This is a genomic window from Pseudomonas prosekii (genome assembly GCF_900105155.1).
Taxonomy (GTDB): Bacteria; Pseudomonadota; Gammaproteobacteria; order Pseudomonadales; family Pseudomonadaceae; genus Aquipseudomonas; species Aquipseudomonas prosekii.
This window is the reverse complement of sequence record NZ_LT629762.1, coordinates 4,906,369-4,929,134: the sequence shown is the minus strand read 5'-3', so window position 1 is coordinate 4,929,134 and position 22,766 is coordinate 4,906,369. Positions and strand designations below refer to the sequence as shown.

The following is a 22,766-nucleotide window of genomic DNA, read 5'->3' as shown; positions in this document are numbered from 1 at the left end:
CAGTCCGCGGGTTTCCCGGACGGCATCCCGCCCGGCGTTTTTGCCCGTTGAAGTCTGCGATTTATCCTGACCGTTTTTCCCACAGGGGCCCGTCAGCCAGCGTTGACCGGTCTGCCCGCAGCGAACATTCATTGGCTCCATCCGCTATGTACGCCAGCCTCAAGTCAATCACTACGTGGCCACCCTCCCGCGAAAACGCGCGACGGTTCACGCTCTTGCTGTGTGCCGCTTCAGCATTCGGCAGCTTGCTGGTTTATGGACTTTCCGCGCACTTGCCCCTGCCTTTGTTGTTGCTCAACATCGCTGCGTTGACGTGTGTCTGGGTTGGCCATCGTATATCGCGCAAGTCGATCAAGTTCCAGCCGCAGGAATTGGCCGACAAACTGCTGCAAGTCCAGGAAAACGAGCGGCATCGACTCAGTCGCGAACTGCACGACGATATCGGCCAGTTGCTGACGGCGGCAAAACTGCAAAGTGAATGGCTTAAACGGCGCATGCCCGAAGACCTGCAAGGGCAATGTTCGCTGCTCTGCGAAACCCTTGAAGAAACCCTGAACAAGGTCCGCGACGTTTCCGCCATCCTCAATCCGCGTCAACTGGCCAGCCTCGGTCTGGAAGCCAGCCTTCGCGCGCATCTGCTCAGGACGCTGGCCAACACGTCGGTGCACTGGAGCCTGGAATGCCACCAGCGGCTGACCGGTCTTCCGGAAGAAATGGCCGTGACCGCGTTCCGAATTACTCAGGAAGCGGTGACCAATATACTGCGCCACGCCGAGGCGAAAAATTTGCTGGTGCGTGTGCAACGCTTGCCCAAGGGCCTGACGCTGCTGATCAGCGATGATGGACAAGGCTTTGCGCCAGCGGCCAACCCCGGGCGCGAGGGGCAACGTGGAATGGCCGGGATGTCGGAACGGATCGATCAGTTGGGCGGGACGTTGACCGTGACCAGCGAGCCGGGCAAAGGCACTCAAATCGAAGCACTTCTGCCCTGGGCGCCGCGCGCGCTCGAGCGGGCCAGTACGAATAAGGTTATGCGTTGACTTGTAACTTACTTCTGGTTGATGACCATTCACTGATTCGGGCCGGCGTGCGCGCCTTGGTCCTGGATATTCCCGGTTACGCCGTCGTCGGCGAGGCCAATGACGGCTCGCAACTGCTGGAGATGGTCGAACAGCTGTCGCCGGACATTATCTTGCTGGATATTTCCATGAAGGAAACCGGCGGCCTCGAAGCGTTGCAGCGGCTGAAACTGGTGCGCCCGCAAAGCAAAGTGCTGATCCTTTCGATGCACACCGATCCGAGCCTGATCATGCAGGCGCTGGAGTCGGGCGCGCACGGTTATTTGCTCAAGGACACCACCGCCACCGAGCTCGAACATGCGCTGGAAGCCTTGCGCAATGACGAGCGCTACCTGAGCCCGGCGATTGCCCACACGGTGATCAATCAGGCATTGACGCGCAATCAGAAGCAGCAGCCAGCCGTGCCAGACATGCACAATCTGACGGCACGCCAATTGGAAATCCTTCGCCTGATCGTTCGCGGCAAGTCAACGCGGGAAATCGCCAACGGGTTGGGCCTGAGCATCAAAACCGTCGAGACCCACCGCTCGCAGATCATGAAACGCTTGCAGATCTACGACGTGGCGGGCCTCGTGCTGTTCGCGGTGCGCGAGCAGATCATCAGTCTGGACGACTGATCTGAGTTGATGAGCTGAGCAAAGGCGAATTCGCCGGCAAATGCACGCGCAACGCCGACGGACGTGCCTCGAAACGCAAATTCTCGCCTTCCAGCGGTTCGCCATCGAGGTTGATGTGCAGGCCTTCCGCGACTTTGATCTCGACCCACGGCAAGCGCGCCCGCACGAACATATTGTCGATACCAAAACCATCCGCCAGCAGGTCGCGCAACGTGCCGACCACCTCTTGCGGCGCGGGCAGAATACTGATGTCCAGCAGCCCATCGTCGACTACAGCCTCAGGACACAACACGCGACCGCCGCCGGCCTGACGACCATTGCCGATGCCCAACGCCAGCAGTTCGCCACTCCAGCGGAAATCCGGCCCTTGCAGCTCGCCATAGGCGGCGTGCAACTCGCTGAAACGCGATAAGCCGGTGAACAGGTACGCGGCGCCGCCGAGGATCTTCTTCAGGTCTTCCGAGGTATTGGCCGTGACATTACTGCCAAAACCACCGGTAGCCATGTTGAGGAAAACCTGACCGTCGACGGTGCCCAGATCGATCGCACTCGGCGGGCTGTCCAAGAGCGCCAGCGCTTCGGCCGGTTCCAGGGAAATCCCGGCAGCGCGGGCAAAGTCATTGGCCGTGCCCAGCGGCAGCAGCACCAGACTGGCCTCGCTGGAATGCGCCGCCAATGCTTCGGCGATATCGCGCAACGTGCCGTCGCCACCACCGGCGATGACCTGCGTGTACCCGGCCGCCAACGCTTCGTCCACCAGGCGCGCGGCATCACCGCCCTCCCAGGTCAGCCGCACGGCCAAGTCCCAGCCTTCTTCGCGCTTGGCTACAACCGCCGCGCGCACATCCTCGTTGAGTGCCTGCTTGCCATGCAGAATCAACAGCGCCTTGCGCTCACCCATTGCCATCACTCCCATGATTGGAATCCGTATGAAATATATTGACCTCTGCGCCACGCAAAAAAGTCGGCATAACTTGAATTAATTCAGGGGCGCGGCATGGCAGGTCCTACAAGGCGGTATTTTTTCTTACAAAACCTGACGAATTGGCCTAATTGACCGACCTCGGTGATTGGTACACCTTGGGCGCCAGACGCCTCAGTCTTCACAAAACAACCCACAAGGATGTGCAGCCAATGAGTACCACTGTTTTAAGAAACCAGCAGTCTGAATTCAACAACAGCAATGCAAAACCCAATGGAGCAGCTGATATGGAACCGCGCGTCGTGGAACTGGAGACACACCTCAAGTACATCCGCAGAGATATGGAAGAAGTGCGTGGCGACGTCAAATCGATCAAACACCGACTGGCTTACTCGGCCGGCGCTATCGCAGTCATGCTCGGGCTTGTGGGATGGATCGCCAACAGCCGGTTCGATCACATCCTGACACTTCTGGCCAACTGACCGGCCGAGGTGAAGGGCTCAAGTGACGCAAGGCCCGGCGGCTAAACCGGACCAGCGTCGGCAGACATCAACCCAGCACTTCACTCAATGGAATAAAGTTGACCCAGTCACCTTCAACCAGCGTGCGGTCCTCCAGCACTTCAACCAGGCCCTCGGCCCACGCTGCGCTGCGCAGGACGCCGGAGCTCTGATTGCGATAGATGATGGCTCGTCCGTTTTCGAGGCGACCGCGCAGGTATTCCCTGCGATTGCCAGCCTTGGGCCAGACGAACCCTGCCGGCACCTGAAATTTCAGCGGCTCGACGTCTGCCACGCCCTGACGGCGCAACAGATAAGGCCGGGCCAGCAACGCAAAGGTCACGAGGGTCGATGCCGGGTTGCCCGGCAAACCAATCACTGGCACGCCACGGAAATGTCCGAACGTCAGCGGTTTGCCGGGTTTGATCGCGAGCTTCCACAAGGTCAGTTCGCCCTCCTCGCGCAAGGCAATGCCGAGGAAATCCGCTTCACCCACCGAGACACCACCGGTGGACAGAATCAGGTCGACATCCGCCAGCTCACCCAGACGCTGGCGAGTAATCTCCAGATCATCCACGAGGATGCCGGCATCAATCACTTCACAGCCCAGACGCTGCAACCAACTGCAGAGCAACACACGATTGCTGTTGTAGATTTGTCCGGGGCCCAAGGCTTGGCCGGGCTCGACCAGCTCATCGCCGGTCGACAGCACCGCAACACGGACCTTGCGCACCACCTCCAGCTCGGCGCATCCCAGGGATGCCGCCAAGCCTTGCTCGATGGGTCCCAGACGCGTGCCGGCGGACAAGACCAATTCGCCGACCGTGGTCTCCTGACCTTGCGGACGAATGTTCTGGCCGGGGGACATGGCCTCGGTGAAGCGCACGCGCTCATCTGCGAGAACCTCGGCGTTTTCCTGCATCTCGACGCAGTCGGCGCCAGCAGGCACGGGAGCACCGGTGAAGATTCGGGCGCAGGTGCCGGGTTGCAGCGGTTGCGGCGCCTGACCGGCGAAAATCCGCTGGCTGACCACCAGCGGTTCGCCGCCCCAGTCAGCCGTGCGCAAGGCATACCCGTCCATGGCGCTGTTGGGCCATGGCGGCAGGTCCAGCGTCGAGATCAGATCGTCCGCCAGCACCCGCCCTTCAACCTGCGCCAACGGCAGGCGTTCACGCTCACGAATCGGCGCTGCTTCGGCCATTTCCAGCAACCGCGCCAACGCTACCTCGACCGGCAGCAAACTGCCGGTCTTGCCCGGCTTACCCGCGGGATTCACAGGGAGCCGCCTGTTTCAGATGAGGGACAAAATTGCACGGCCGATGACGCGAATCGAGTTGCTCGGCAAGAATGCCATCCCAACCGGTACGCACAGCATTGGTCGAACCCGGCAGGCAGCAGACCAGCGTGCCATTGGCCAGACCGGCCAATGCGCGCGATTGCACGGTCGACGTGCCGATGTCGGCCACAGAGATCTGCCGGAACAATTCGCCAAAACCATCGACCTGTTTATCCAACAGGCAGCTCACCGCTTCCGGTGTGCTGTCGCGACCGGTAAATCCGGTGCCGCCAGTGATCAGCACGACTTGCACCACGTCGTCGGCAATCCAGGTCGCGACTTGCGCACGAATTTTGTACAGGTCATCTTTGAGCAACACCCGCGCCGCCAGGTTGTGTCCGGCCGCGCTCAGGCGGTCAACGAAGACCTGGCCCGAGGTGTCGGTTTCCAGGGTACGGGTGTCACTGACAGTCAGCACCGCGATGTTCAGCGGCGCGAAAGGTACATCAGCCTTGGCTTTCATAGGCTCGTCCAGTTGTAGGGGAAACAGCCCGGTGTTATATCACAGCGCCCGGTTTTTTCGCCGCCCCCAAGGAGAGCTGCCATGACTTCGAATTCACCCCTGCCGCCCTGCTCGATTCTGCTGCTGGCGGGCGGGCGCGGCCAGCGCATGGGAGGTCAGGACAAGGGGCTGATCGAATGGCATGGCGAACCGTTGATTGCGCATCTGCAACGCAAGACCCGCGGGCTGAGTGACGACCTGATCATCTCCTGTAACCGCAACCAGGAAAAATACGCGCCGTATGCCGATCAATTGGTTGGCGATGACCTGGCTGATTTCCCTGGCCCGCTGGCGGGAATTCGTGCCGGTTTGAAAGCCGCGCGCCATGCTCATTTGCTGGTACTGCCCTGCGATGTGCCGCGGATCGATGCCGTGCTACTGCACGGCATGCGTGAAAACGCCGCAGAACATCCGGACAAACCGCTGATGTTGCGCCACGGCGACCATTGGGAACCGCTGCTTTGCATTATTCCCGTGGCCCTCGCGCCGGCATTCGAAAAAGCCTGGAACGAAGGCGAACGCAGCCCCGGCAGAATCATGCGGCAACTGGGCGCCACAGCCCTGCAATGCCCGGACAACGACCCTCGCCTGGCGAACCTGAACACACCAGACCTGTTAAGTGCACACAACACTGTGTCAGACTGACAAGAGAAGGAACTTGCGTGCATCGCATACGTCTACAAGCTCAGTAATCAAAAGTATTCATTTTCGGAGACACACTCATGACTCAACGGACCCTCGCCACTTTCATGCTCGCACTGGGCCTCGCTACCCTCGCTGGTTGCGCATCGCCAACCGTGCTTACCTTGAATGATGGTCGTGAAATCCAGGCCGTCGACCAGCCGAAATACGACGAAGAGTCGGGCTTCTACGAGTTCGAACAGTTGGACGGCAAGCAAACTCGCATCAACAAGGATCAGGTTCGTACCGTTAAAGAGCTGTAATCTTTGCGGCGACAACCCGATACGAAAAAGCCCGCTGAATGCGGGCTTTTTCATGCCTGAAAGAAAGTGTCGGCAGCCATCACCACTGCAAGGTGATGGCGCTCTCGAAACTGCGTTCCTCACCGGTGACCGGATCAACGAAACGCAATCCCTGAGCCAGCAGTTTCAAAGGATTGGCATGGTCATCCTCGACATCCTTGAGCACCTGCGGATAGAACGGGTCATTGCAAATGCTCGCGCCCAGCGCGGTCATGTGCACCCGCAACTGATGCTTCTTGCCGGTCACCGGGTACAAACCGTAGCGCCAGAGCTCGCCGTTTTTTTCCCTGACCTCGACCGCCGTCTCGGTGTTGCTCACACCTGGACCTTCCTGCATGCGGAAGAACGGCTCGCCATCGACCAGCCGACTCTTGTGGATCAACGGAAACGACAATTCGGGCAATGCCGGAGCAATCGCCTCGTAGCGCTTTTCGATTTGTCTGGTAGGAAACAGTGACTGGTACGCCGAACGGGTCTGAGGATTGGCAGAAAACAACACCAGCCCTGCCGTGTGCCGATCGATGCGATGCAATGGCACCAGATGCGGGTTATCCAACCGATGGATCAAGCGCCGCAGCAAGGTCTGTTCGACGTATTCGCCCGCAGGCGTTACTGGCAGGAAATGCGGTTTATCCGCGACCACCAAGTGCTCATCGGCGTAGAGAATCGTCTCGACCACCGGAATCGGTTTTTCATCCGGCACTTCACGGAAGTAGTGAATGCGCAGGCCTTCCTTGTAGGGCAGATCCAGCGCAATCGGCAGGCCTTGGCCGTCGAGGACACGTCCGCGCGCAATGCGATCCAGCCATTGCTCGCGACCGATGGCGCGGAAGTGCTCGCACAGGCAATCGAGCACGGTCAGCCACGGGCCCGGTGGCAAATAGAGGGTGCTGGCCTGGCTGTGCGCCGCGGAAAAACTTGTAGTGGACATTCGAACGCTCTAACCCTCGATACAGAGCGGCATTATCCAACAGCCGCCAGATCGAACCTAGCGCAGATTCCTTACGCCGGGATCGATTGCGCGCGCGCCGCCGCTTCGGTGAACTCCTTGAGCCAGCGCAATACATCCACCGCTTCCCAGCGACCTGGATCGTACAGTGCGTACAACAAACCTTGATAACCCACGACGTCGAGTTGCCGGTGATAACCCGCGCGCTGGAACAAGGCTTCGATCTCGGCGAAGCAGGTGTTGAAGTGCAGCTTGTTGAAAGGGGTTTTACCCTCGGTAACCAGGCCATCCAGACGCAATTCGGCCACCGCATCGCGCACCACATCGACCGACATCCGGTTCACGCTGTTCTTTAATTGTTCGACATTGACCACGGCTCATCCCTCTGACTAGCGGGATCACCTGGCCGAATCCAAACAAGAGGGACGCAAGGCAGGCAATCCGAATAACTGTACGAACATACAGTAACCGAATAACCCGTTTTGCGCCAACGGGGGAATCCAGCGCCGCGACGGATGGAACCGCCTAGCGCAAAAACGCGACCACTTGCGCGGCATCGAACGGCCAGTCAAGTTCGGCGCCGGTATCCAGACGCCGCAGCACCGGAATACGCAAACCGTAGTCCTCGACCCAGGCCTCGTTTTCCGCGATATCGACCAGCTCCACCATCAATCCGTGCTCGACCAAGGGCATTAATTCTTCTTCGGCAACTTCGCAGAGATGGCAACCCAAGGTGCCGAACAGCTGACATTCAGGAGGCATGACAAATTACCTGGAAAATTAGGCTTTCATTCTAGGCCGCGCATTCGCGCGGAGCCAGTCGCCATAGGGCGTGGAGAGGTCCTGGCGATCAATTTCAAAAGGTTTCGGCAATTCCCTGACTCACATCATTAGCACTGATTGCGCAATCGGCGATGCTCGGCACTTTTTTACCTCTACGCTTGGGTAGCTCAACCCTGTCATCGGAGTTTCAAGTGTTTGCCAACCTGTTGATCATCCTCGCCTCCTCGCTGGTGGTGATTGCCCTGTTTCGCCGTTTGCGTTTGCCGCCGGTGCTGGGCTACCTGTGCGTGGGATTGATGGTCGGGCCGACAGCTTTCAATTGGGTGAACGAAAGTGAAGAACTGCCGGACCTCGCCGAACTCGGCGTGGTGTTCCTGCTGTTCTCGTTGGGGTTGGAGTTTTCGCTGTCGAAGATGCTCGCCCTGCGCCAAGTGGTGTTCGGCCTCGGCAGCTTGCAGGTGCTGCTTTGCGCGACGGCGCTGGGCGGCTCGTTGATCCTCTTCGGCATGGCGGTAACCCCGGCGCTGTTGCTCGGTGCAGGGCTGGCGTTATCGTCGACGGCGATTGTCAGTAAGGAACTGAGCAGCCTTGGCGAGATTTTCAGCAGCCACGGCCAGAATGCGATTGGCGTGTTGCTGTTTCAGGACGTGGTGGCGGTGTTGCTGCTGACTCTGGTTCCGGTGTTCGCCGGTCATGGCGAGCAAGTCTGGTATCTGGCGTTGCCGCTAACCCTGGGCAAAACCGTTCTACTGTTTGTCGGCCTGCTGCTGGCCAGTCGCTGGCTGCTGCCGCGCTTGTTTCAGGAAGTCGCAGCCTCGCGCTCCGCCGAGCTGTTTGTGCTGCTGGCGCTGGTCATCGTGTTGCTGACCGCGTGGCTGACGCACCTGCTCGGACTCTCCCCGGCCCTCGGCGCGTTTCTCGCCGGCATGCTGCTGGGCGAGAGCCACTATCGGCATCAGATCGAGGCCGACATCCGCCCGTTCCGCGACATATTGCTCGGGTTGTTTTTCGTCAGTATCGGCATGTTGATCGACTTGCAGCTGTTTGCCAGCGACGGCCTGCTCATCCTCGGCATGACCCTCGGTCTGCTGATGATCAAGGGTAGCGTCGTCGCGCTGCTGGTGAAATGGCGCGGCAGTGACAGCGAAACCGCTTGGCGCAGTGGTCTGGCATTGGCCCAGGGTGGCGAATTCTGTTTTGCCTTGATGGCGCAAATGCAGCAGAACCAGATGATGCCTGCGGACCTCGGTGGTTTGCTGCTGGCGGCGACGTTCTGCTCGATGCTGGTCACGCCGCTGTTATTGCGCGCCGCACCGACGATCGCCGCACGCCTGCACCGCAAACCCAACGAAGAAGCCAAACTCGATGAAATCACTGCGCTGACTGCAACGCTGCAGGGCCACGTGGTGATTTGTGGTTACGGACGCGTCGGCCAATCCATCGGCCGTTTCCTGCACAACGCGCAACAGACCTACATCGCTTTGGACAACGACCCGGTACGCGTTCAACAAGCCACCGCGGGCGATAGCAGCGTGCATTACGGCGACTCGCGCCGCGGCGAATTGCTCGTCGCTGTCGGTCTGGAGCGCGCGCGGTTGCTGGTTATCGCCGTGGACAATGCTGACATCGCCCTGCTGGTGCTCAAGGAGGCACGCCGCTGCAACCCAAGCGTGCCGATTCTGGTGCGCACCCGCGATGACAGTTATTCGGCCGATTTGAAAGCGGCCGGCGCCACCGAAGTGGTGCCCGAGTTATTGGAGTCGAGCCTGATGCTCGCCTCGCATGCGTTGATCATGCTGGGCCTGCCGGCGCATCAAGTGCAGGAGCGCGTCGATCAGGTCCGGCATGATCGTTATCGCCTGCTGCATAAGTTTTACCCCGGCGCCGAAGATGAAGAAAACTAGTCCTGGCTCACCGCGCCGATCTTGTGCACCGACAAATCCGCGCCGTAATACTCCTCTTCCTGACTCAGGCGCAAACCATGCAATGCCTTGATCGTGCCGTACACCGCAAAACCGCCGGCCAACGCCACGAATACGCCGACCGAGGTGCCGATCAACTGGCTGATCAGGCTGACGCCGCCCAATCCGCCCAACGCCGATTGACCGAAAATGCCGCAGGCAATCCCGCCCCAGACGCCGCACAAACCGTGCAACGGCCAGACGCCGAGAACATCGTCGATACGCCATTTGCCCTGAGCGGCGGTGAAGCACCAGACAAACAATGCCCCGGCGATTACGCCGGTGACCAGTGCGCCGACCGGGTGCATCAGGTCGGAACCGGCGCAGATTGCTACCAGCCCGGCCAGCGGGCCGTTGTGCAAGAAACCGGGGTCATTGCGGCCGACGATCAACGCCGCGACGGTGCCGCCGACCATGGCCATCAGCGAGTTCACCGCCACCAGGCCGCTGACGCCTTGCAGGGTTTGCGCGCTCATCACGTTGAAGCCGAACCAGCCGACAATCAGAATCCACGAGCCCAGCGCCAGGAATGGAATACTCGACGGCGCGAACGCCACCAGTCGCCCGTCGCGATAACGTCCTTGCCGTGGCCCCAGCAACAGCACGGCCGCCAGCGCCAGCCAACCGCCCATGGCGTGCACCACCACCGAGCCGGCGAAGTCATGAAAACTGGCGCCGAAGCGTTCGAGCAACCAGGCTTGCAAACCGTAGTTGCCGTTCCAGATCATGCCTTCGAAAAATGGGTAGATGAACGCAACGATCAGCGCCGTCGCGCACAATTGCGGAACGAAGCGTGCACGCTCGGCGATGCCCCCGGAAATGATCGCCGGGATCGCCGCAGCGAAGGTCAGCAGGAAAAAGAACTTCACCAGTCCATAGCCGTGATCGGCAGTGAGCACCGCCGCCGGTTGCATGAAAGTCACGCCGTAGGAAATCCAGTAGCCTATAAAGAAATAGGCCAAGGTCGAAATGGCAAAGTCGCTGAGGATCTTCGACAAGGCATTGACCTGGTTTTTCTGGCGCACCGTGCCGACTTCCAGAAACGCAAAACCGGCGTGCATGGCCAACACCATGACTGCACCGATCAGAATGAACAACGTATTGGAGCTATGGACCAGCGTGGCCACAGCGCTTTGCAGATTTTCCATGGGGTTGGCAGACCTGAAGGCTAAAAAAGCACCAAAGCAGTTCGCGCGGTCATTCAGTGCACCAAGTTGCGGCCAAGTGCGATCAACGTATTGATTGCAATGAACCGCGTTGGCGCACAAGGTCACAACCTTTGCGCGGGTTTCGATTATTTGAGTTATGGTTTTGCTCAAATCATGCCCAGCAACAGCGCAACGGCGCGGGCTGACGCACCATGGCATAGCAAATGTTGTACCAGTCATTTGTAGTGAACCTTCACGCAAGGCTCATACTCGAACGCATCAGAAGTCACTTACGGAGATTCACCATGGCCAGCATCAAGGCAAAGACTGCTCAAGAAATCCTGATGAACGATTTTCAAACCCTGGTCAGCGATACCGAACGGTTGCTGGAACACACGGCGACCCTGGCCGGCGATCAGGCCGACGAGTTGCGCGAGCAGATCCACGACAGCCTGCTGCGTGCCCGCGAAACCTTGAAAGTGACCGAAGATTCCCTGCGCCTGCGCGGTGAGGCTGCCGTCGCTGCTACCGAAGAATACGTTCAGACCAACCCATGGCAATCGGTCGGGATCGCTGCCGGCGTCGGCTTCCTGATTGGCCTTCTGGCCACGCGGCGCTGATTATGAATATCGGCGAATCCGGCTCGTCCGCGACGGGCACAAGCTCCTCACCGCGGCGCCTCGGTGCCGCTTTTCTAGGGTTGCTGCACAGTCATGTCGAGTTGTTCGGCATCGAATTGCAGGAACAGAAAGCACGCACCGTCAGCCTGCTGCTGTTTGCCGGCCTGGCGCTGGTTTTTGCCTTGCTGCTGCTGGTGGGGCTGTCGACGCTGGTGATGATCATTTTCTGGGACACCTATCGTCTGGCCGCAATCATCGGGCTGTGTGTGTTCTACACGCTGGCGGCGATTTTCTGCGCGATGCGCCTGAAAGCGGCGATCTTCGATGAGTCCTCACCCTTCCACGGCACCCTGGAAGAATTGGCCAATGATCGGGAGCGCCTGCTGCCATGAGCCTGCCTAACCAGCCCCACAACAGTTCGCGTACCGAAATGCGCAAGGCGTTGATCCGTCTGCGCATGGAAATGCACCGCCAGGAAATCCGCCAGGAATCCCGGCAACTGCTGCAACCCCTGCAGCGGGTGCGCGGGATGACGCAAAACTTTCACGAAGGTTTCGGCATCAAGCACGCTCCGCTCTGGGGCATGGCCGCTGTGACTCTGCTCGGTTTCCTGACCGGCAAAGGCGCGAAAAGCGGCGGCGTCAGCAGCGTGACGCGCCTGGTTCGTCTGGGCACCACGCTTGGACCGTTGATCAAACTGGTCATGCAGGGTTCCTCGCGCAAACACTGATTGCCATCATCTGGCTACATTCTTGCAATACCACCTGGATGAACCTCTTTATCGAGAGGTTCAATCCTGCGTGCCTACTCAGCGCCGGGTCCATCCAGACATAACCCCTTACTAAGGAGGCCTCGTGATCGACGGGCAACCGCTCGCCTGCTTTCAGCCGTTCATCGATACCGCCACCGGCCGTATCGCGGGCGTCGAGGCCTTGGGTCGACTGCGTCAGGCCGATGGCCAACTGACTTCGGTGGGGCCGCTGTTCGCCGACCCACGAACCCCGGCCATCGCCCTGCGCCGCCTCGATCGACAGATTCGTGACAACGCCCTGAGCCGTCTGCACGAAGCTCCGCAGGAATGGTTTCTCAGTCTGAACATGTCACCACGCTGGATCAGCCGCTTGCGTCCGGATCAAGCCTTGCCGAGCCTCAAACAACTGGCGCGCAACGGCGTCGATCCGCAGCGCATCGTTTTCGAAATCACCGAACTCGGCGGCAACAGTCAGCGCCTGGCTGAAGTGGTCGCGCGTTATCGCCAGGCGGGTGCGCGAATTGCCATCGACGATTTCGGCGCCGGTTATTCGCAACTTGATCGAGTGTTGGCGCTGCAACCGGACATTCTCAAACTCGACATGCGCTTGTTTCAAGCTGCCGCACTGGGCGGGCCGAGCAGCGAAGTGGTCAAGGCCCTGGCGCAGATGGCCGAGAAAACCGGTTGCTGGATCATTGCCGAAGGCGTGGAAACCGAAGCGCAACTGAATTTCGCCCTCGAGTGTGGCTCTCGTTACGTGCAAGGCTTTTTGTTTGCCCGCGCGCAAACCGATTTCTTTGCCACCGATGCGTTTGTCGAGCAATTCGCGCAACTGCGCCAACGCTACGTGCAACGCAAACTGGTTGAGCGCGGCCAGCTTATGCTTAGGCGCCGGCAGTTGGTCGAGTTGATGGCAATCCTGCAGGACTGGGCGCAGACCCGCGCGCCACTGCACGCGTTGCCGCAACTGGATGCTTTTCCGTGGCTGCTGCGCTTTTACCAGTGCGACCGCCACGGCACGCAACTGACGCCCAACCTCGAGTGGCGCAACAATTGTTGGGAAGCCGACAACCGCTATCTGGGCCATAACTGGTCGTGGCGGCCGTACTTTTATCACCTGCTCGCCGAAGGTTGGGACGAGCGTCGGCTGACGCTTTCCAACACTTATCGCGATGCCACCAGCAACCAGTATTGCCTGACGGCAGGCCAGTTTTTCGACAATGGCGAACGCTTGCTACTGATCGACATCGACGCCGCCGGCCTGTAGTTCCGCTTGCAGCCATCGGGGCGAGACAGGACACTGGGCCATCAGTCACTAGACGGAGACAAACAGCCTTGGATTGGCAAACCCTGCTTACCCGCGAACGCCTCGGAAAGACCCTGCACAGCCCGGAAGAACTCGGCCGCAGCCCCTTTCACAAAGACCACGACCGGATCATTTTCTCCGGCGCGTTCCGCCGCCTCGGCCGCAAGACCCAAGTGCATCCGGTGTCGAGCAACGACCACATCCACACGCGCCTGACCCATTCGCTGGAAGTCAGTTGCGTCGGCCGTTCGTTGGGCATGCGCGTCGGCGAAACCATTCGCGGCGCCCTGCCCGACTGGTGCGACCCGAGCGATTTGGGCATGGTCGTGCAATCGGCCTGCCTGGCGCACGACATCGGCAATCCACCGTTCGGCCACTCCGGCGAAGACGCGATCCGCCACTGGTTCCAGCAAGCCGCCGGGCGTGGCTGGCTCGATGCAATGAGCGAAGTCGAGCGCAACGACTTCCTCAACTTCGAAGGCAATGCCCAGGGCTTCCGGGTGCTCACGCAGCTGGAATATCACCAGTTCGACGGCGGTACGCGGCTGACCTACGCGACCCTCGGCACCTATCTGAAATACCCGTGGACCGCCAAACACGCCGATTCGCTGGGTTACAAAAAGCACAAATTCGGCTGTTACCAGAGCGAACTGCCGCTGCTGGAGCAGATCGCGCACAAGCTCGGCCTGCCGCAACTGGAAGACCAGCGTTGGGCGCGGCATCCGTTGGTGTACCTGATGGAAGCCGCCGATGACATCTGCTACGCGCTGATCGACCTCGAGGACGGTCTGGAGATGGACCTGCTGGAATACGCCGAAGTCGAATCGCTGCTGCTCGACCTGGTAGGCGACGACATTCCGGAAACCTATCGCCTGCTCGGCGCGCAGGATTCGCGTCGGCGCAAACTGGCAATTCTGCGCGGCAAAGCCATCGAGCACCTGACCAATGCCGCCGCCCGCGCCTTCGTCGAGCAGCAAGACGCCTTGCTCGCCGGCACATTGCCGGGTGATCTGGTCGAACACATGCACGGCCCGGCCAAGCGCTGCGTGCTGAATGCCAAGGACATGGCGCGCAAGAAAATCTTCCAGGACAAACGCAAGACGCTGCATGAAATCGGCGCCTACACCACGCTGGAAATTCTCCTGAACGCGTTCTGCGGCGCGGCGCTCGAACAGCACAACGGGCGCACGCCGTCGTTCAAAAGCCGCCGCGTCCTCGACCTGTTGGGCAATAACGCGCCCGATCCGCACGGCCCGCTGCATGCCTCATTCCTGCGGATGATTGATTTCATCGCCGGCATGACCGACAGCTACGCCAGCGAAATGGCTCAGGAAATGACGGGCCGCTCGGTCCACGGGTAAAAAACTGCGGATCAGCCGTGTCAGATATTTCTGACCGGCTGATTGCCGCTGTCAGACCTTCAACCGGTTTTCAACGTTCGTTGAATCGCCCCTCGTTATTGCGCCCGGCAAATGCACCAAATAACTGCCTGCCATCCTCAATCAATAGTGCGAACTGCCTCACATTATTTGATTGCGCCGCCCTCCGAAAACAGTCAAAAGCGCGCCGAAGGCCAACAAAGTAGCCTTATCGGCATACTACGGAAACAATCTGACGCTAGAAACATGTTGACCTTCGCAGCCACATGAGAAGCCATGTAACTTCAGACAATGATGTTGCGCGGTCAAGTACAGTATGTAACTTGCCCTACAGGGCTTATCGTTTTCCGATTACACAATCGGAACTTTTACTTCCCTCATGTAAAACCTAGTTAGCACGTAGCCCCTTTCTTTTTCAATTGTAGGAATTGTCCTATATTGCCGCTATAGACCCGTCAGTTCATGCGCCCCCTCATTTAACTGAGCTAAGGTGCGGCCTTTATTCGCGAACGTATGGGACTTGATTATGAACTCCGTTTTTATTGTCGACGATCACCCCGTCATCCGCCTCGCTGTTCGGATGCTATTGGAACATGAGGGTTATAAGGTCGTTGGTGAAACCGATAATGGAGTCGACGCCATGCAGATGGTTCGTGAATGCATGCCCGATCTGGTCATTCTCGAAATCAGCATTCCCAAACTTGACGGCCTCGAAGTTCTCGCCCGTTTCAACGCCATGAGCACCCCGCTGAAGACTCTGGTACTGACCGCGCAATGCCCGACGCTGTTCGGTATTCGCTGCATGCAATCCGGCGCTTCCGGGTATGTCTGCAAACAGGAAGACTTGAGTGAACTGGTCAGCGCGATCAAAGCTGTGCTGTCGGGTTACAACTATTTCCCCAGTCAGGCCTTGAATCCGGTACGCCCGGACGATGTGCGTTACGCCGAGCTGGAGTTATTCAAACTAGTCAATGATCGCGAGTTGATGGTCCTGCAACTTTTCGCACAAGGACGCACCAACAAGGAAATCGCCAAAGGCATGTTCCTGAGCAACAAAACGGTCAGTACTTACAAAAAACGATTGATGCAAAAACTCAAGGCGAAATCCTTGGTAGCGCTCATCGAGATGGCAAAACGTAACGCCTTAGTGTGAGAGTCAGGATGCCCAGCCGTATAAAGGATTATTTGATTAGATTGGGTGCAGGCTTGTGCCTGAGCACTTGCGCGTTCGCTGCGCATTCGAATTGGAATTCGACTGTCGAGAACTACAGCTTGTTAAGCCGCTCGGCGCACTCCCAACTGGAAGTGCAACTGGAGCCAGCACAACGGCAATGGGCCAACAAAAAGAGCCAACTGATACTGGGCACATCGGCCCCGGATTACCCACCTTTCGACATGACGGTCAGCGGCCGCGACTATGAAGGTTTCACGGCGGACTACGCCGGGATCATCAGCCACGTCATCGACCTGCCGATCAAGGTTCAGCGCTTCGCCACGCGGCATGCCGCCATCACCGCGCTGGAAAACGGTGAGATCGATCTGCTCGGCACCGCCAACGGTTTTGAAGCACACAACCAGAACATCGAGCTGTCGCTGCCCTACGCCGTGGATCAACCGGTGCTGGTGACGCGCGAAGGCGAAACCCGCTCGCTGACCGATGGCCTCGCCGGGCTGCGGCTGAGCATGGTCTACCACTATTTGCCGCTGGCGGAAGTGCAGGCGCTGTACCCGAAGGCGGTCATCAGCGATTACCCGTCTTATCAAAACGCAATCAACGCGGTGGCTTTTGATCAGGCCGACGTCTTTCTCGGCGACACCATTTCCACGCACTACATGATCAACAAGGGTTATCTGAACAACATCCGCATGGCCAACTTCGGTAAACACGAGGCCCACGGTTTCAGCTTCGCGGTAAACAAGGACAATCCGCAGTTGCTGCAAATCGTCAACACGATCCTCAAGGCGATTCCGAGCAGCGAGCGAGAAAACATCGCCAAGCGCTGGAGTGCCGGCAGCGACATCCTGCTCACCGATCAAAACTTGCAACTGACCGATCGCGAACAACGCTGGCTGGCCCAACATCCGGTGGTGCGCGTAGCGGTCAACGAAGCTTTTGCGCCGTTATCGTTTTTCGACAGCGAAGGCAACTTTCGCGGAGTCAGTGCCGACCTGCTGGAACTGATCCGCCTGCGCACTGGTTTGCGTTTCGACATCCAGCGCGGCCGTGGCGACAACGACATGATTGGCCAGGTCAAAGGTCACCACGCCGACCTGATCGCCGCACTGCTGCCCAGTCCGCAACGCGAAACCGAGCTGAATTTCAGCCGCCCCTATCTGGAAAATTCCTTTGTGCTGTTGACGCGCAAATCCGCCGCCAGCCCAAGCAATCTGCAGCAACTGCAAGACCAGCGTGTCGCAATCGCCCAAGGTAATCCGCTGGTGGATTACCTGCGCAACGAATACCCGCGCATCCAGTTGATCGAAACACCCGACACCTTTTACGCAGTGAAAATGCTCGCCGAGGGCCAGGTGCACGGCGCGGCGACTTCACTGGTGATCGCCAATTACTTTATTTCCTCGCGTGTCTTCGAACACAAGCTGCAAATCAGCACCACGATTGGCACCCAACAAGCCGCCTTCTCGCTGGCTACCGCGCGGGACGCCCCGGAGCTCAGCGCCATTCTCGACAAAGCGCTGCTGAGCATTGCCCCCGAAGAACTTGGGGTGATCAACAGTCGCTGGCGTGGCTACTCCGCAGCGTCGGAAAAAACCTGGAACAACTTTCACCGGGCGTTTTATCAAATCGTCGTCGGTGCCGGCGTGTTGCTGCTGATTTTGATGGTGTGGAATGCCTGGATGCGCCGCCAGATCCGCCAGCGCCGGGCCGCCGAGCGCGCGTTGAACGATCAATACGAATTCATGCGTTCGCTGGTCAACGGCACGCCGCACCCGATTTACGTGCGTGATCGCGAAGGGTTGCTGCAAAGCTGCAACGACAGTTATCTGGAAGTATTTCAGGCAAACCGCGAAGAGGTGATTGGCAAAAGCGTGATGCAGGGCAACATGAACAACGCCTTCGAGGCCAGGGAATATCAGGCCGATTACCAGCGAGTGGTGGCCGAAGGCACGCCGTTGATCGTCGACCGCGCGCTGCATATCGGCGGGCAGCGGCTGACGATTTATCACTGGATCATTCCTTACCGTGATTCCAGCGGCGAAGTGCAAGGGATCATCGGTGGCTGGATCGACATCAGCGAACGGCGACAACTGTTCGACAAGTTGCGCGCCGCCAAGGAACAGGCCGATGAAGCCAACCGGGCGAAAAGCACGTTCCTCGCCACCATGAGCCACGAAATCCGCACACCGATGAACGCGGTGATCGGCATGCTCGAACTGACCCTCAAACGCATGGATCGCGAGCACCCGGATCGCTCCTCGATCGACACTGCCTACAGCTCGGCGAAAGATTTGCTGGAATTGATCGGCGACATTCTCGACATCGCGCGGATCGAATCCGGCCATTTGAGCTTGAGCCCGGAGCGGGTCAATCCGGGCGAAACCGTCGCTTCGGTGGTGCGAATTTTCGACGGACTGGCGCGCCAGAAAAACTTGCGCCTGCTGCTGGTGTTCAATCCGCCGCAGCCGCCGGTCGACGTGATGCTCGACCCGCTGCGCTTCAAGCAAATCCTGTCGAATCTGGTCAGCAACGCGATCAAGTTCACCGAACGCGGTGAGGTCAGGATCAGCCTCGAATTGCTCCCCGGCGACCAACCCGACCGAACGCGCCTGCAAGTGCAAGTCCGCGACAGCGGGATCGGCATCAGCGAACAGGATCAGCAACGTCTGTTCGAGCCGTTTGCTCAGGCTGACAACACCGGGCAACTGGCCCGAGGCGGCGCTGGGCTGGGACTGGTGATCAGCCGCAGTCTGTGCGAAATGATGGGCGGCGACCTGCAGCTGAACAGTCAGCCGGGCGCGGGTACGCAGGTCAGCGTGGTGCTCGACCTGCCGACCCTGCCACCCGAGCAAGTCAATGATCGCGTTGAGCCAGTGATTGCGCTCAGCAGTACGCCGCTGAATGTGCTGGTGGTGGACGATCACCCGGCCAATCGTCTGCTCATGTGTCAGCAACTGGAGTACCTGGGACACCGCTTTACCGGTGCCGATGATGGCCAGGCCGGATTGCAATTATGGAAAAACCAGCCGTTCGATCTGGTAGTGGTGGATTGCAACATGCCGATCATGAATGGCTACGACCTGGCGTGCGCGATTCGCCAACACGAACAGCAAGAGGGGCGCCCACCCTGCACCGTGCTGGGGTTTACCGCCAACGCGCAACCGGAAGAAATCCGTCGCTGCAAACAAGCCGGGATGAACGATTGCCTGTTCAAACCGCTGAGCCTGACGGCGTTGAGCCAGTGGGTCGCGGGCATTACACCCGTGCTGCGGGCGCAGCCATTCAACCTGCAAGGACTCGACCTGTTGACCGGCGGCAATCCGCAATTGGCGCAGCGGCTGATGGCCGAATTGCTCAGCAGCAATCGCCTTGATCGTCAGGAATTGCTGGACTTGGGCAGCGTGGCGCCGGCGCGGCTGAACCGCCCGGCATTGCTCGACATGGCCCATAAAATCAAAGGCGCGGCGCGCATTGTTCAGGCCAGCCGCTTGATCGATTGCTGCGAATCCCTGGAAAAAGCCTGCCATGAAGCTGCCTCGGCCGACGAGCTGGTCCGCTGCAACACAGCCATGGACCAGGCGATGCTCGAACTGGAACAGGCATTGCTGCAACAGATAAGCCAAAACGACCCCGGCAGAACGGCTGCGCCTTAACTATGCTTGGACGCTAAGCAGTGAGTTAACCCTATGGAGAGACCTGAAATGCCCAGCCCACTGCGCCAGGATAAACGCCGATTTCCCCTGCACGTGCATATCAGCGTGATGTTCACTTTCCTGTTGCTGCTGACGGGCGTGGTGATGGGCGTTTTCAATTATCGACAGACCACACAGATCATTTTGGCGAGCAGTGAAAAGCTGTTTAATCGCATCGAACAGGATGTGCGCCTCGACCTGCAATCAACCTACGAACCGATCCAGCATTTGCTGAGTTTGCTGGCGGACATGCCGGCGCCCCAAGCGCCGGCACTTGAGCAACGCCTGGCGTTGCTCAAACCGTTCAGCCAGGCGCTGAAAGACAACCCCAACCTCGCCTCACTGCACCTCGGTTACGCCAATGGCGATTTTTTCATGGTGCGGCCGCTGCGCAATGCCGAACTCAAGACCTTGTTCAAGGCCCCGGCCACCGCGGCTTATCAGGTCTGGAGCGTCGAGCGCCGGGGCGCTCAAGTCGTCTCGCAATTTGTTTTTTACGATCAGGCGCTGAACCTCATCAGCCGCCAGGAGATACCCGGTGAAACCTACGACCCGCGCGCCCGTGCCTGGTTTACCAGCGCCCGCGCCGAGCCGGAGCAGATCACCACCGAACCCTACGTATTCTTTTCCACGCACAACGTCGGCACCACCCTGGCCCGGCGCAGCGGTGAGGGTGCGGTGCTGGGCGCCGACCTGACCCTGGCCGAGCTCTCGGCAACCCTGGCCAAACACGTGGTCACACCGAGCACCGAGATTGTGCTGTTCGATGCCCAAGGCAATGCGATCGCCTACCCGGACAGCCGCAAACTGATCATCGACGACAGCACCGCCCATCTGAGTAAAGTCGCCGACCTGAGCCCCAACCTCGGCGCGCTGCTGGCCAACCCGCCGAGCGGAAAACGCCTCAACGTCGATGGCCGGCAGTGGATCGTCGCCCGCAGCCACATTCAGCAAGGAGGTCCGCAGGGGCTGCAATTGGCGCTGTTGGTGCCCGAGGATGAATTGCTCATCGACGCCTATCGCCTTCGCTGGCAAGGTGCGCTGCTGACGTTGGCGACGTTGTTGTTGTGTCTGCCGGTGGGCTGGTTGACCTCGCGGATTCTGGTCAAACCCTTGCGCGAACTGGTGCAGGAAGCCGATGCGATCCGCAGCTTTGATTTCAGCTTTCCGGCCACTCGGCGTTCGCCGGTATTGGAAGTCGATCAGCTCGGCGTGTCGATGGCGCGGATGAAGGACACCCTCGGCAGCTTTTTCCAGATCACCGACAGTTTGTGCGCCGAAACGCGCTTCGCCCCGCTGCTGGAACGGGTGCTCCACGAAACCGTGAAAATCGCCCAGGCCCAGGCTGGCCTGATCTATTTGCGCGAAAGTGACGGTAATCGGATCGAGCCGCAAGGCCTGGTCATCGATGGCACGCCGCGGGCACTGCCAACGTTTGGTGTTGAAGGGTATGAGTTACAGAATCTGGAGAACCCGTCGTGGTTACAGCAGTTGTCGAACGCCGACAACGTGGTGGCCAATCTCGGTTTCGACGAGGCTGGCGATCTGCGCAAAGTCTTGCTGGCGATGGAGTGCCCGCGCGTGCACCTGATCGGCATTCGCCTGCGCAACCGGCATAACGAAACCGTGGGTCTGCTGATCCTGCTGCTGGCCGACAGTGGCAACCCGGGCGACCTGGAAAAACTGCGCCCGGATCGCATTGCGTTTCTGCAAGCGGTATCTGGCGCGGCGGCGGTGAGTATTGAAAGCCAGCGTCTGCAAGCCAGACAAAAGCAACTGCTCGATGCCTTTATTCAATTGCTGGCCGGCGCCATCGACGCCAAGAGCCCTTACACCGGCGGCCATTGCCAACGCGTGCCGGCGCTGACGCTGATGCTCGCCCAGGCTGCGGCGGCCAGTCAGGCCCCGGCGTTCAGCGGCTATCGGCCGACCGAGGATGAATGGGAGGCCTTGCACATCGCCGCGTGGCTGCACGATTGCGGCAAGGTGACCACGCCTGAGTACGTTGTCGACAAGGCGACCAAACTGGAAACCCTCAACGATCGAATCCACGAGATCCGCACACGTTTTGAGGTGCTTAAACGCGATGTCTGGATCAGTTATTGGCAAGCGATTGCCATGGGTGGCGATGAACAGAATCTCGCCGAATTACGCAACGCGCACCTCGCCGGGCTGGACGATGATTTCAGTTTTATCGCCCGCTGCAATCTGGGCAGCGAGGCGATGGCCGAAGCTGATTTGCAGCGGCTGAAACTCATCGCACAACGCACCTGGACGCGCACCCTCGATGATCGGCTGGGGGTTTCGTGGGAAGAGAATCGGCGTCAGGCGCGTAACCCGGCGCCGACGCTGCCGGTCAGTGAAAGGTTGCTGGCGGACAAACCCGAACATCTGCTGGAGCGCGCCGAAAGCGAGCTGATTCCGGCCGACAATCCGTGGGGCTTCAAGCTCGATGTGCCGCAGTACAAATACAATCGCGGCGAGCTGTATAACCTGAGCATTCCACGCGGCACGCTGACTCGCGAAGAGCGCTACATCATCAATCACCACATGGTGCAAACCGTGCTGATGCTCAGTCACCTGCCCTTCCCCAGCCACTTGAGTACCGTCGCCGAAATCGCCTGTGGCCATCACGAAAAAATGGACGGCACCGGTTACCCGAAACGCTTGAAACGCGATGAAATGAGCCTGCCGGCGCGGATGATGGCGATTGCCGATATTTTCGAGGCGCTGACGGCGGCCGATCGCCCGTACAAGAAAGCCAAATCACTCAGCGAAGCGCTGGGCATCATGGCGACAATGTGCCGCGACGCGCACATCGATCCCGAATTGTTCGGGTTGTTTATCAACGAACAGATTTACCAACAGTACGCCGACCAATTCCTCGACCCGACCCAGATCGATGAAGTGGACACGGCAAGCCTGCTGGCCAAGGCGGGATTGTAGGGCTGAGCTGCCTGCGGACCACCGCCCCTGTAGGAGCTGAGCTTGCTCGCGAAAGCGGTGGGTCAGCCGATATCAATGTTGAATGTCAGGCCGCTATCGCGAGCAGGCTCACTCC

Annotated in this window: 21 protein-coding genes; 14 read left to right on the top strand and 7 right to left on the bottom strand. The window is 59.3% G+C overall.

Going from position 1 to position 22,766, the window contains the following annotated elements; all coding sequences use genetic code 11:
* Positions 1-146 precede the first annotated feature (146 nt).
* Together BLU01_RS22465 and BLU01_RS22460 are read left to right on the top strand one after the other, a co-directional pair.
* The gene (locus BLU01_RS22465) at positions 147-1,040 is read left to right on the top strand and encodes a sensor histidine kinase (RefSeq protein WP_092279612.1); all 894 of its coding nucleotides are present in this window, start codon (positions 147-149) and stop codon (positions 1,038-1,040) included.
* Positions 1,037-1,696 (top strand): response regulator, encoded by a 660-nt coding sequence (locus tag BLU01_RS22460; RefSeq protein WP_092279610.1) that lies wholly within the window; start codon positions 1,037-1,039, stop codon positions 1,694-1,696. Before BLU01_RS22465 ends, BLU01_RS22460 begins: the two co-directional genes overlap by 4 nt.
* Here BLU01_RS22460 and yegS read toward each other — a convergent pair.
* Positions 1,680-2,597 (bottom strand): lipid kinase YegS, encoded by a 918-nt coding sequence (gene yegS, locus BLU01_RS22455; protein WP_092279608.1) that lies wholly within the window; start codon positions 2,595-2,597, stop codon positions 1,680-1,682. The two genes, BLU01_RS22460 and yegS, sit on opposite strands and share 17 nt — an antisense overlap.
* Before the next feature lie 233 nt (positions 2,598-2,830).
* On the opposite strand from yegS, the gene BLU01_RS22450 reads away from it, so the two are divergent.
* On the top strand, positions 2,831-3,100 hold the full coding sequence (locus tag BLU01_RS22450; protein ID WP_231987100.1) for a hypothetical protein: 270 nt from the start codon (positions 2,831-2,833) through the stop codon (positions 3,098-3,100).
* Between the two features lie 67 nt (positions 3,101-3,167).
* On the opposite strand, the gene BLU01_RS22445 is transcribed toward BLU01_RS22450, so the two are convergent.
* Both BLU01_RS22445 and moaB read right to left on the bottom strand, forming a co-directional pair.
* The gene (locus tag BLU01_RS22445) at positions 3,168-4,394 is read right to left on the bottom strand and encodes a molybdopterin molybdotransferase MoeA (protein ID WP_092279604.1); all 1,227 of its coding nucleotides are present in this window, start codon (positions 4,392-4,394) and stop codon (positions 3,168-3,170) included.
* Positions 4,378-4,917 (bottom strand): molybdenum cofactor biosynthesis protein B, encoded by a 540-nt coding sequence (gene moaB, locus BLU01_RS22440; protein ID WP_092279602.1) that lies wholly within the window; start codon positions 4,915-4,917, stop codon positions 4,378-4,380. The genes BLU01_RS22445 and moaB overlap by 17 nt, the downstream gene beginning before the upstream one ends.
* 81 nt (positions 4,918-4,998) lie before the next feature.
* Here moaB and mobA point away from each other — a divergent pair, with 81 nt between their 5' ends.
* Both mobA and BLU01_RS22430 read left to right on the top strand, forming a co-directional pair.
* A complete protein-coding gene (gene mobA / locus BLU01_RS22435; RefSeq protein ID WP_092279600.1) occupies positions 4,999-5,601 on the top strand; it encodes a molybdenum cofactor guanylyltransferase MobA in 603 nt (200 codons plus the stop codon).
* A gap of 77 nt (positions 5,602-5,678) precedes the next feature.
* Positions 5,679-5,900 carry a YgdI/YgdR family lipoprotein gene (locus BLU01_RS22430; RefSeq protein ID WP_092279598.1) on the top strand — a complete coding sequence of 74 codons (222 nt, stop codon included), beginning with the start codon at positions 5,679-5,681 and terminating at the stop codon, positions 5,898-5,900.
* 79 nt (positions 5,901-5,979) lie between these two features.
* Here BLU01_RS22430 and BLU01_RS22425 read toward each other — a convergent pair whose 3' ends face one another.
* The 3 genes from BLU01_RS22425 to BLU01_RS22415 form a co-directional block, all read right to left on the bottom strand.
* The gene (locus BLU01_RS22425; protein ID WP_092279596.1) at positions 5,980-6,870 is read right to left on the bottom strand and encodes a pseudouridine synthase; all 891 of its coding nucleotides are present in this window, start codon (positions 6,868-6,870) and stop codon (positions 5,980-5,982) included.
* Positions 6,871-6,941: 71 nt separating this feature from the next.
* The gene (locus BLU01_RS22420) at positions 6,942-7,262 is read right to left on the bottom strand and encodes a transcriptional regulator (protein WP_092279594.1); all 321 of its coding nucleotides are present in this window, start codon (positions 7,260-7,262) and stop codon (positions 6,942-6,944) included.
* Positions 7,263-7,413: 151 nt separating this feature from the next.
* Positions 7,414-7,650, bottom strand: coding sequence for a glutaredoxin family protein (locus BLU01_RS22415; RefSeq protein WP_092279592.1), 237 nt, complete (start codon positions 7,648-7,650; stop codon positions 7,414-7,416).
* A 212-nt stretch (positions 7,651-7,862) separates the two neighbouring features.
* On the opposite strand from BLU01_RS22415, the gene BLU01_RS22410 reads away from it, so the two are divergent.
* On the top strand, positions 7,863-9,575 hold the full coding sequence (locus BLU01_RS22410) for a cation:proton antiporter (protein ID WP_092279590.1): 1,713 nt from the start codon (positions 7,863-7,865) through the stop codon (positions 9,573-9,575).
* Here BLU01_RS22410 and BLU01_RS22405 read toward each other — a convergent pair.
* A complete protein-coding gene (locus BLU01_RS22405; RefSeq protein WP_092279589.1) occupies positions 9,572-10,780 on the bottom strand; it encodes an ammonium transporter in 1,209 nt (402 codons plus the stop codon). The genes BLU01_RS22410 and BLU01_RS22405 overlap by 4 nt on opposite strands.
* 305 nt (positions 10,781-11,085) lie before the next feature.
* On the opposite strand from BLU01_RS22405, the gene BLU01_RS22400 reads away from it, so the two are divergent.
* From BLU01_RS22400 to BLU01_RS22365, 8 genes are all read left to right on the top strand, one after another.
* Entirely contained in the window at positions 11,086-11,400 is a 315-nt protein-coding gene (locus BLU01_RS22400; protein WP_092279588.1) for a DUF883 family protein, read from the top strand.
* A 2-nt stretch (positions 11,401-11,402) separates the two neighbouring features.
* The gene (locus tag BLU01_RS22395; protein WP_092279587.1) at positions 11,403-11,792 is read left to right on the top strand and encodes a phage holin family protein; all 390 of its coding nucleotides are present in this window, start codon (positions 11,403-11,405) and stop codon (positions 11,790-11,792) included.
* Positions 11,789-12,130, top strand: coding sequence for a hypothetical protein (locus BLU01_RS22390; RefSeq protein WP_092279584.1), 342 nt, complete (start codon positions 11,789-11,791; stop codon positions 12,128-12,130). Before BLU01_RS22395 ends, BLU01_RS22390 begins: the two co-directional genes overlap by 4 nt.
* A gap of 124 nt (positions 12,131-12,254) precedes the next feature.
* Entirely contained in the window at positions 12,255-13,418 is a 1,164-nt protein-coding gene (locus tag BLU01_RS22385; protein ID WP_092279582.1) for an EAL domain-containing protein, read from the top strand.
* A gap of 68 nt (positions 13,419-13,486) precedes the next feature.
* Complete coding sequence (locus BLU01_RS22380) at positions 13,487-14,818, top strand: deoxyguanosinetriphosphate triphosphohydrolase (RefSeq protein WP_092279580.1); 1,332 nt, start codon at positions 13,487-13,489, stop codon at positions 14,816-14,818.
* 544 nt (positions 14,819-15,362) lie between these two features.
* Positions 15,363-15,989, top strand: coding sequence for a response regulator transcription factor (locus tag BLU01_RS22375; RefSeq protein WP_092279578.1), 627 nt, complete (start codon positions 15,363-15,365; stop codon positions 15,987-15,989).
* 8 nt (positions 15,990-15,997) lie between these two features.
* Positions 15,998-19,666 carry a transporter substrate-binding domain-containing protein gene (locus BLU01_RS22370; protein ID WP_092279576.1) on the top strand — a complete coding sequence of 1,223 codons (3,669 nt, stop codon included), beginning with the start codon at positions 15,998-16,000 and terminating at the stop codon, positions 19,664-19,666.
* Between the two features lie 48 nt (positions 19,667-19,714).
* The gene (locus BLU01_RS22365) at positions 19,715-22,651 is read left to right on the top strand and encodes an HD domain-containing phosphohydrolase (RefSeq protein ID WP_092279574.1); all 2,937 of its coding nucleotides are present in this window, start codon (positions 19,715-19,717) and stop codon (positions 22,649-22,651) included.
* Positions 22,652-22,766 lie beyond the last annotated feature (115 nt).

Excerpts from the sequence above, each read along its gene's own strand:
- yegS (WP_092279608.1), bottom strand. The coding sequence starts at position 2,597 with ATGGGTGAGCGCAAGGCGCTGTTGATTCTGCATGGCAAGCAGGCACTC.
- BLU01_RS22370 (WP_092279576.1), top strand. The coding sequence starts at position 15,998 with ATGCCCAGCCGTATAAAGGATTATTTGATTAGATTGGGTGCAGGCTTG.
- BLU01_RS22465 (WP_092279612.1), top strand. The coding sequence starts at position 147 with ATGTACGCCAGCCTCAAGTCAATCACTACGTGGCCACCCTCCCGCGAA.
- BLU01_RS22415 (WP_092279592.1), bottom strand. The coding sequence starts at position 7,650 with ATGCCTCCTGAATGTCAGCTGTTCGGCACCTTGGGTTGCCATCTCTGC.
- BLU01_RS22390 (WP_092279584.1), top strand. The coding sequence starts at position 11,789 with ATGAGCCTGCCTAACCAGCCCCACAACAGTTCGCGTACCGAAATGCGC.
- BLU01_RS22375 (WP_092279578.1), top strand. The coding sequence starts at position 15,363 with ATGAACTCCGTTTTTATTGTCGACGATCACCCCGTCATCCGCCTCGCT.
- BLU01_RS22395 (WP_092279587.1), top strand. The coding sequence starts at position 11,403 with ATGAATATCGGCGAATCCGGCTCGTCCGCGACGGGCACAAGCTCCTCA.
- BLU01_RS22405 (WP_092279589.1), bottom strand. The coding sequence starts at position 10,780 with ATGGAAAATCTGCAAAGCGCTGTGGCCACGCTGGTCCATAGCTCCAAT.
- mobA (WP_092279600.1), top strand. The coding sequence starts at position 4,999 with ATGACTTCGAATTCACCCCTGCCGCCCTGCTCGATTCTGCTGCTGGCG.
- moaB (WP_092279602.1), bottom strand. The coding sequence starts at position 4,917 with ATGAAAGCCAAGGCTGATGTACCTTTCGCGCCGCTGAACATCGCGGTG.
- BLU01_RS22450 (WP_231987100.1), top strand. The coding sequence starts at position 2,831 with ATGAGTACCACTGTTTTAAGAAACCAGCAGTCTGAATTCAACAACAGC.
- BLU01_RS22400 (WP_092279588.1), top strand. The coding sequence starts at position 11,086 with ATGGCCAGCATCAAGGCAAAGACTGCTCAAGAAATCCTGATGAACGAT.
- BLU01_RS22365 (WP_092279574.1), top strand. The coding sequence starts at position 19,715 with ATGCCCAGCCCACTGCGCCAGGATAAACGCCGATTTCCCCTGCACGTG.
- BLU01_RS22425 (WP_092279596.1), bottom strand. The coding sequence starts at position 6,870 with ATGTCCACTACAAGTTTTTCCGCGGCGCACAGCCAGGCCAGCACCCTC.
- BLU01_RS22430 (WP_092279598.1), top strand. The coding sequence starts at position 5,679 with ATGACTCAACGGACCCTCGCCACTTTCATGCTCGCACTGGGCCTCGCT.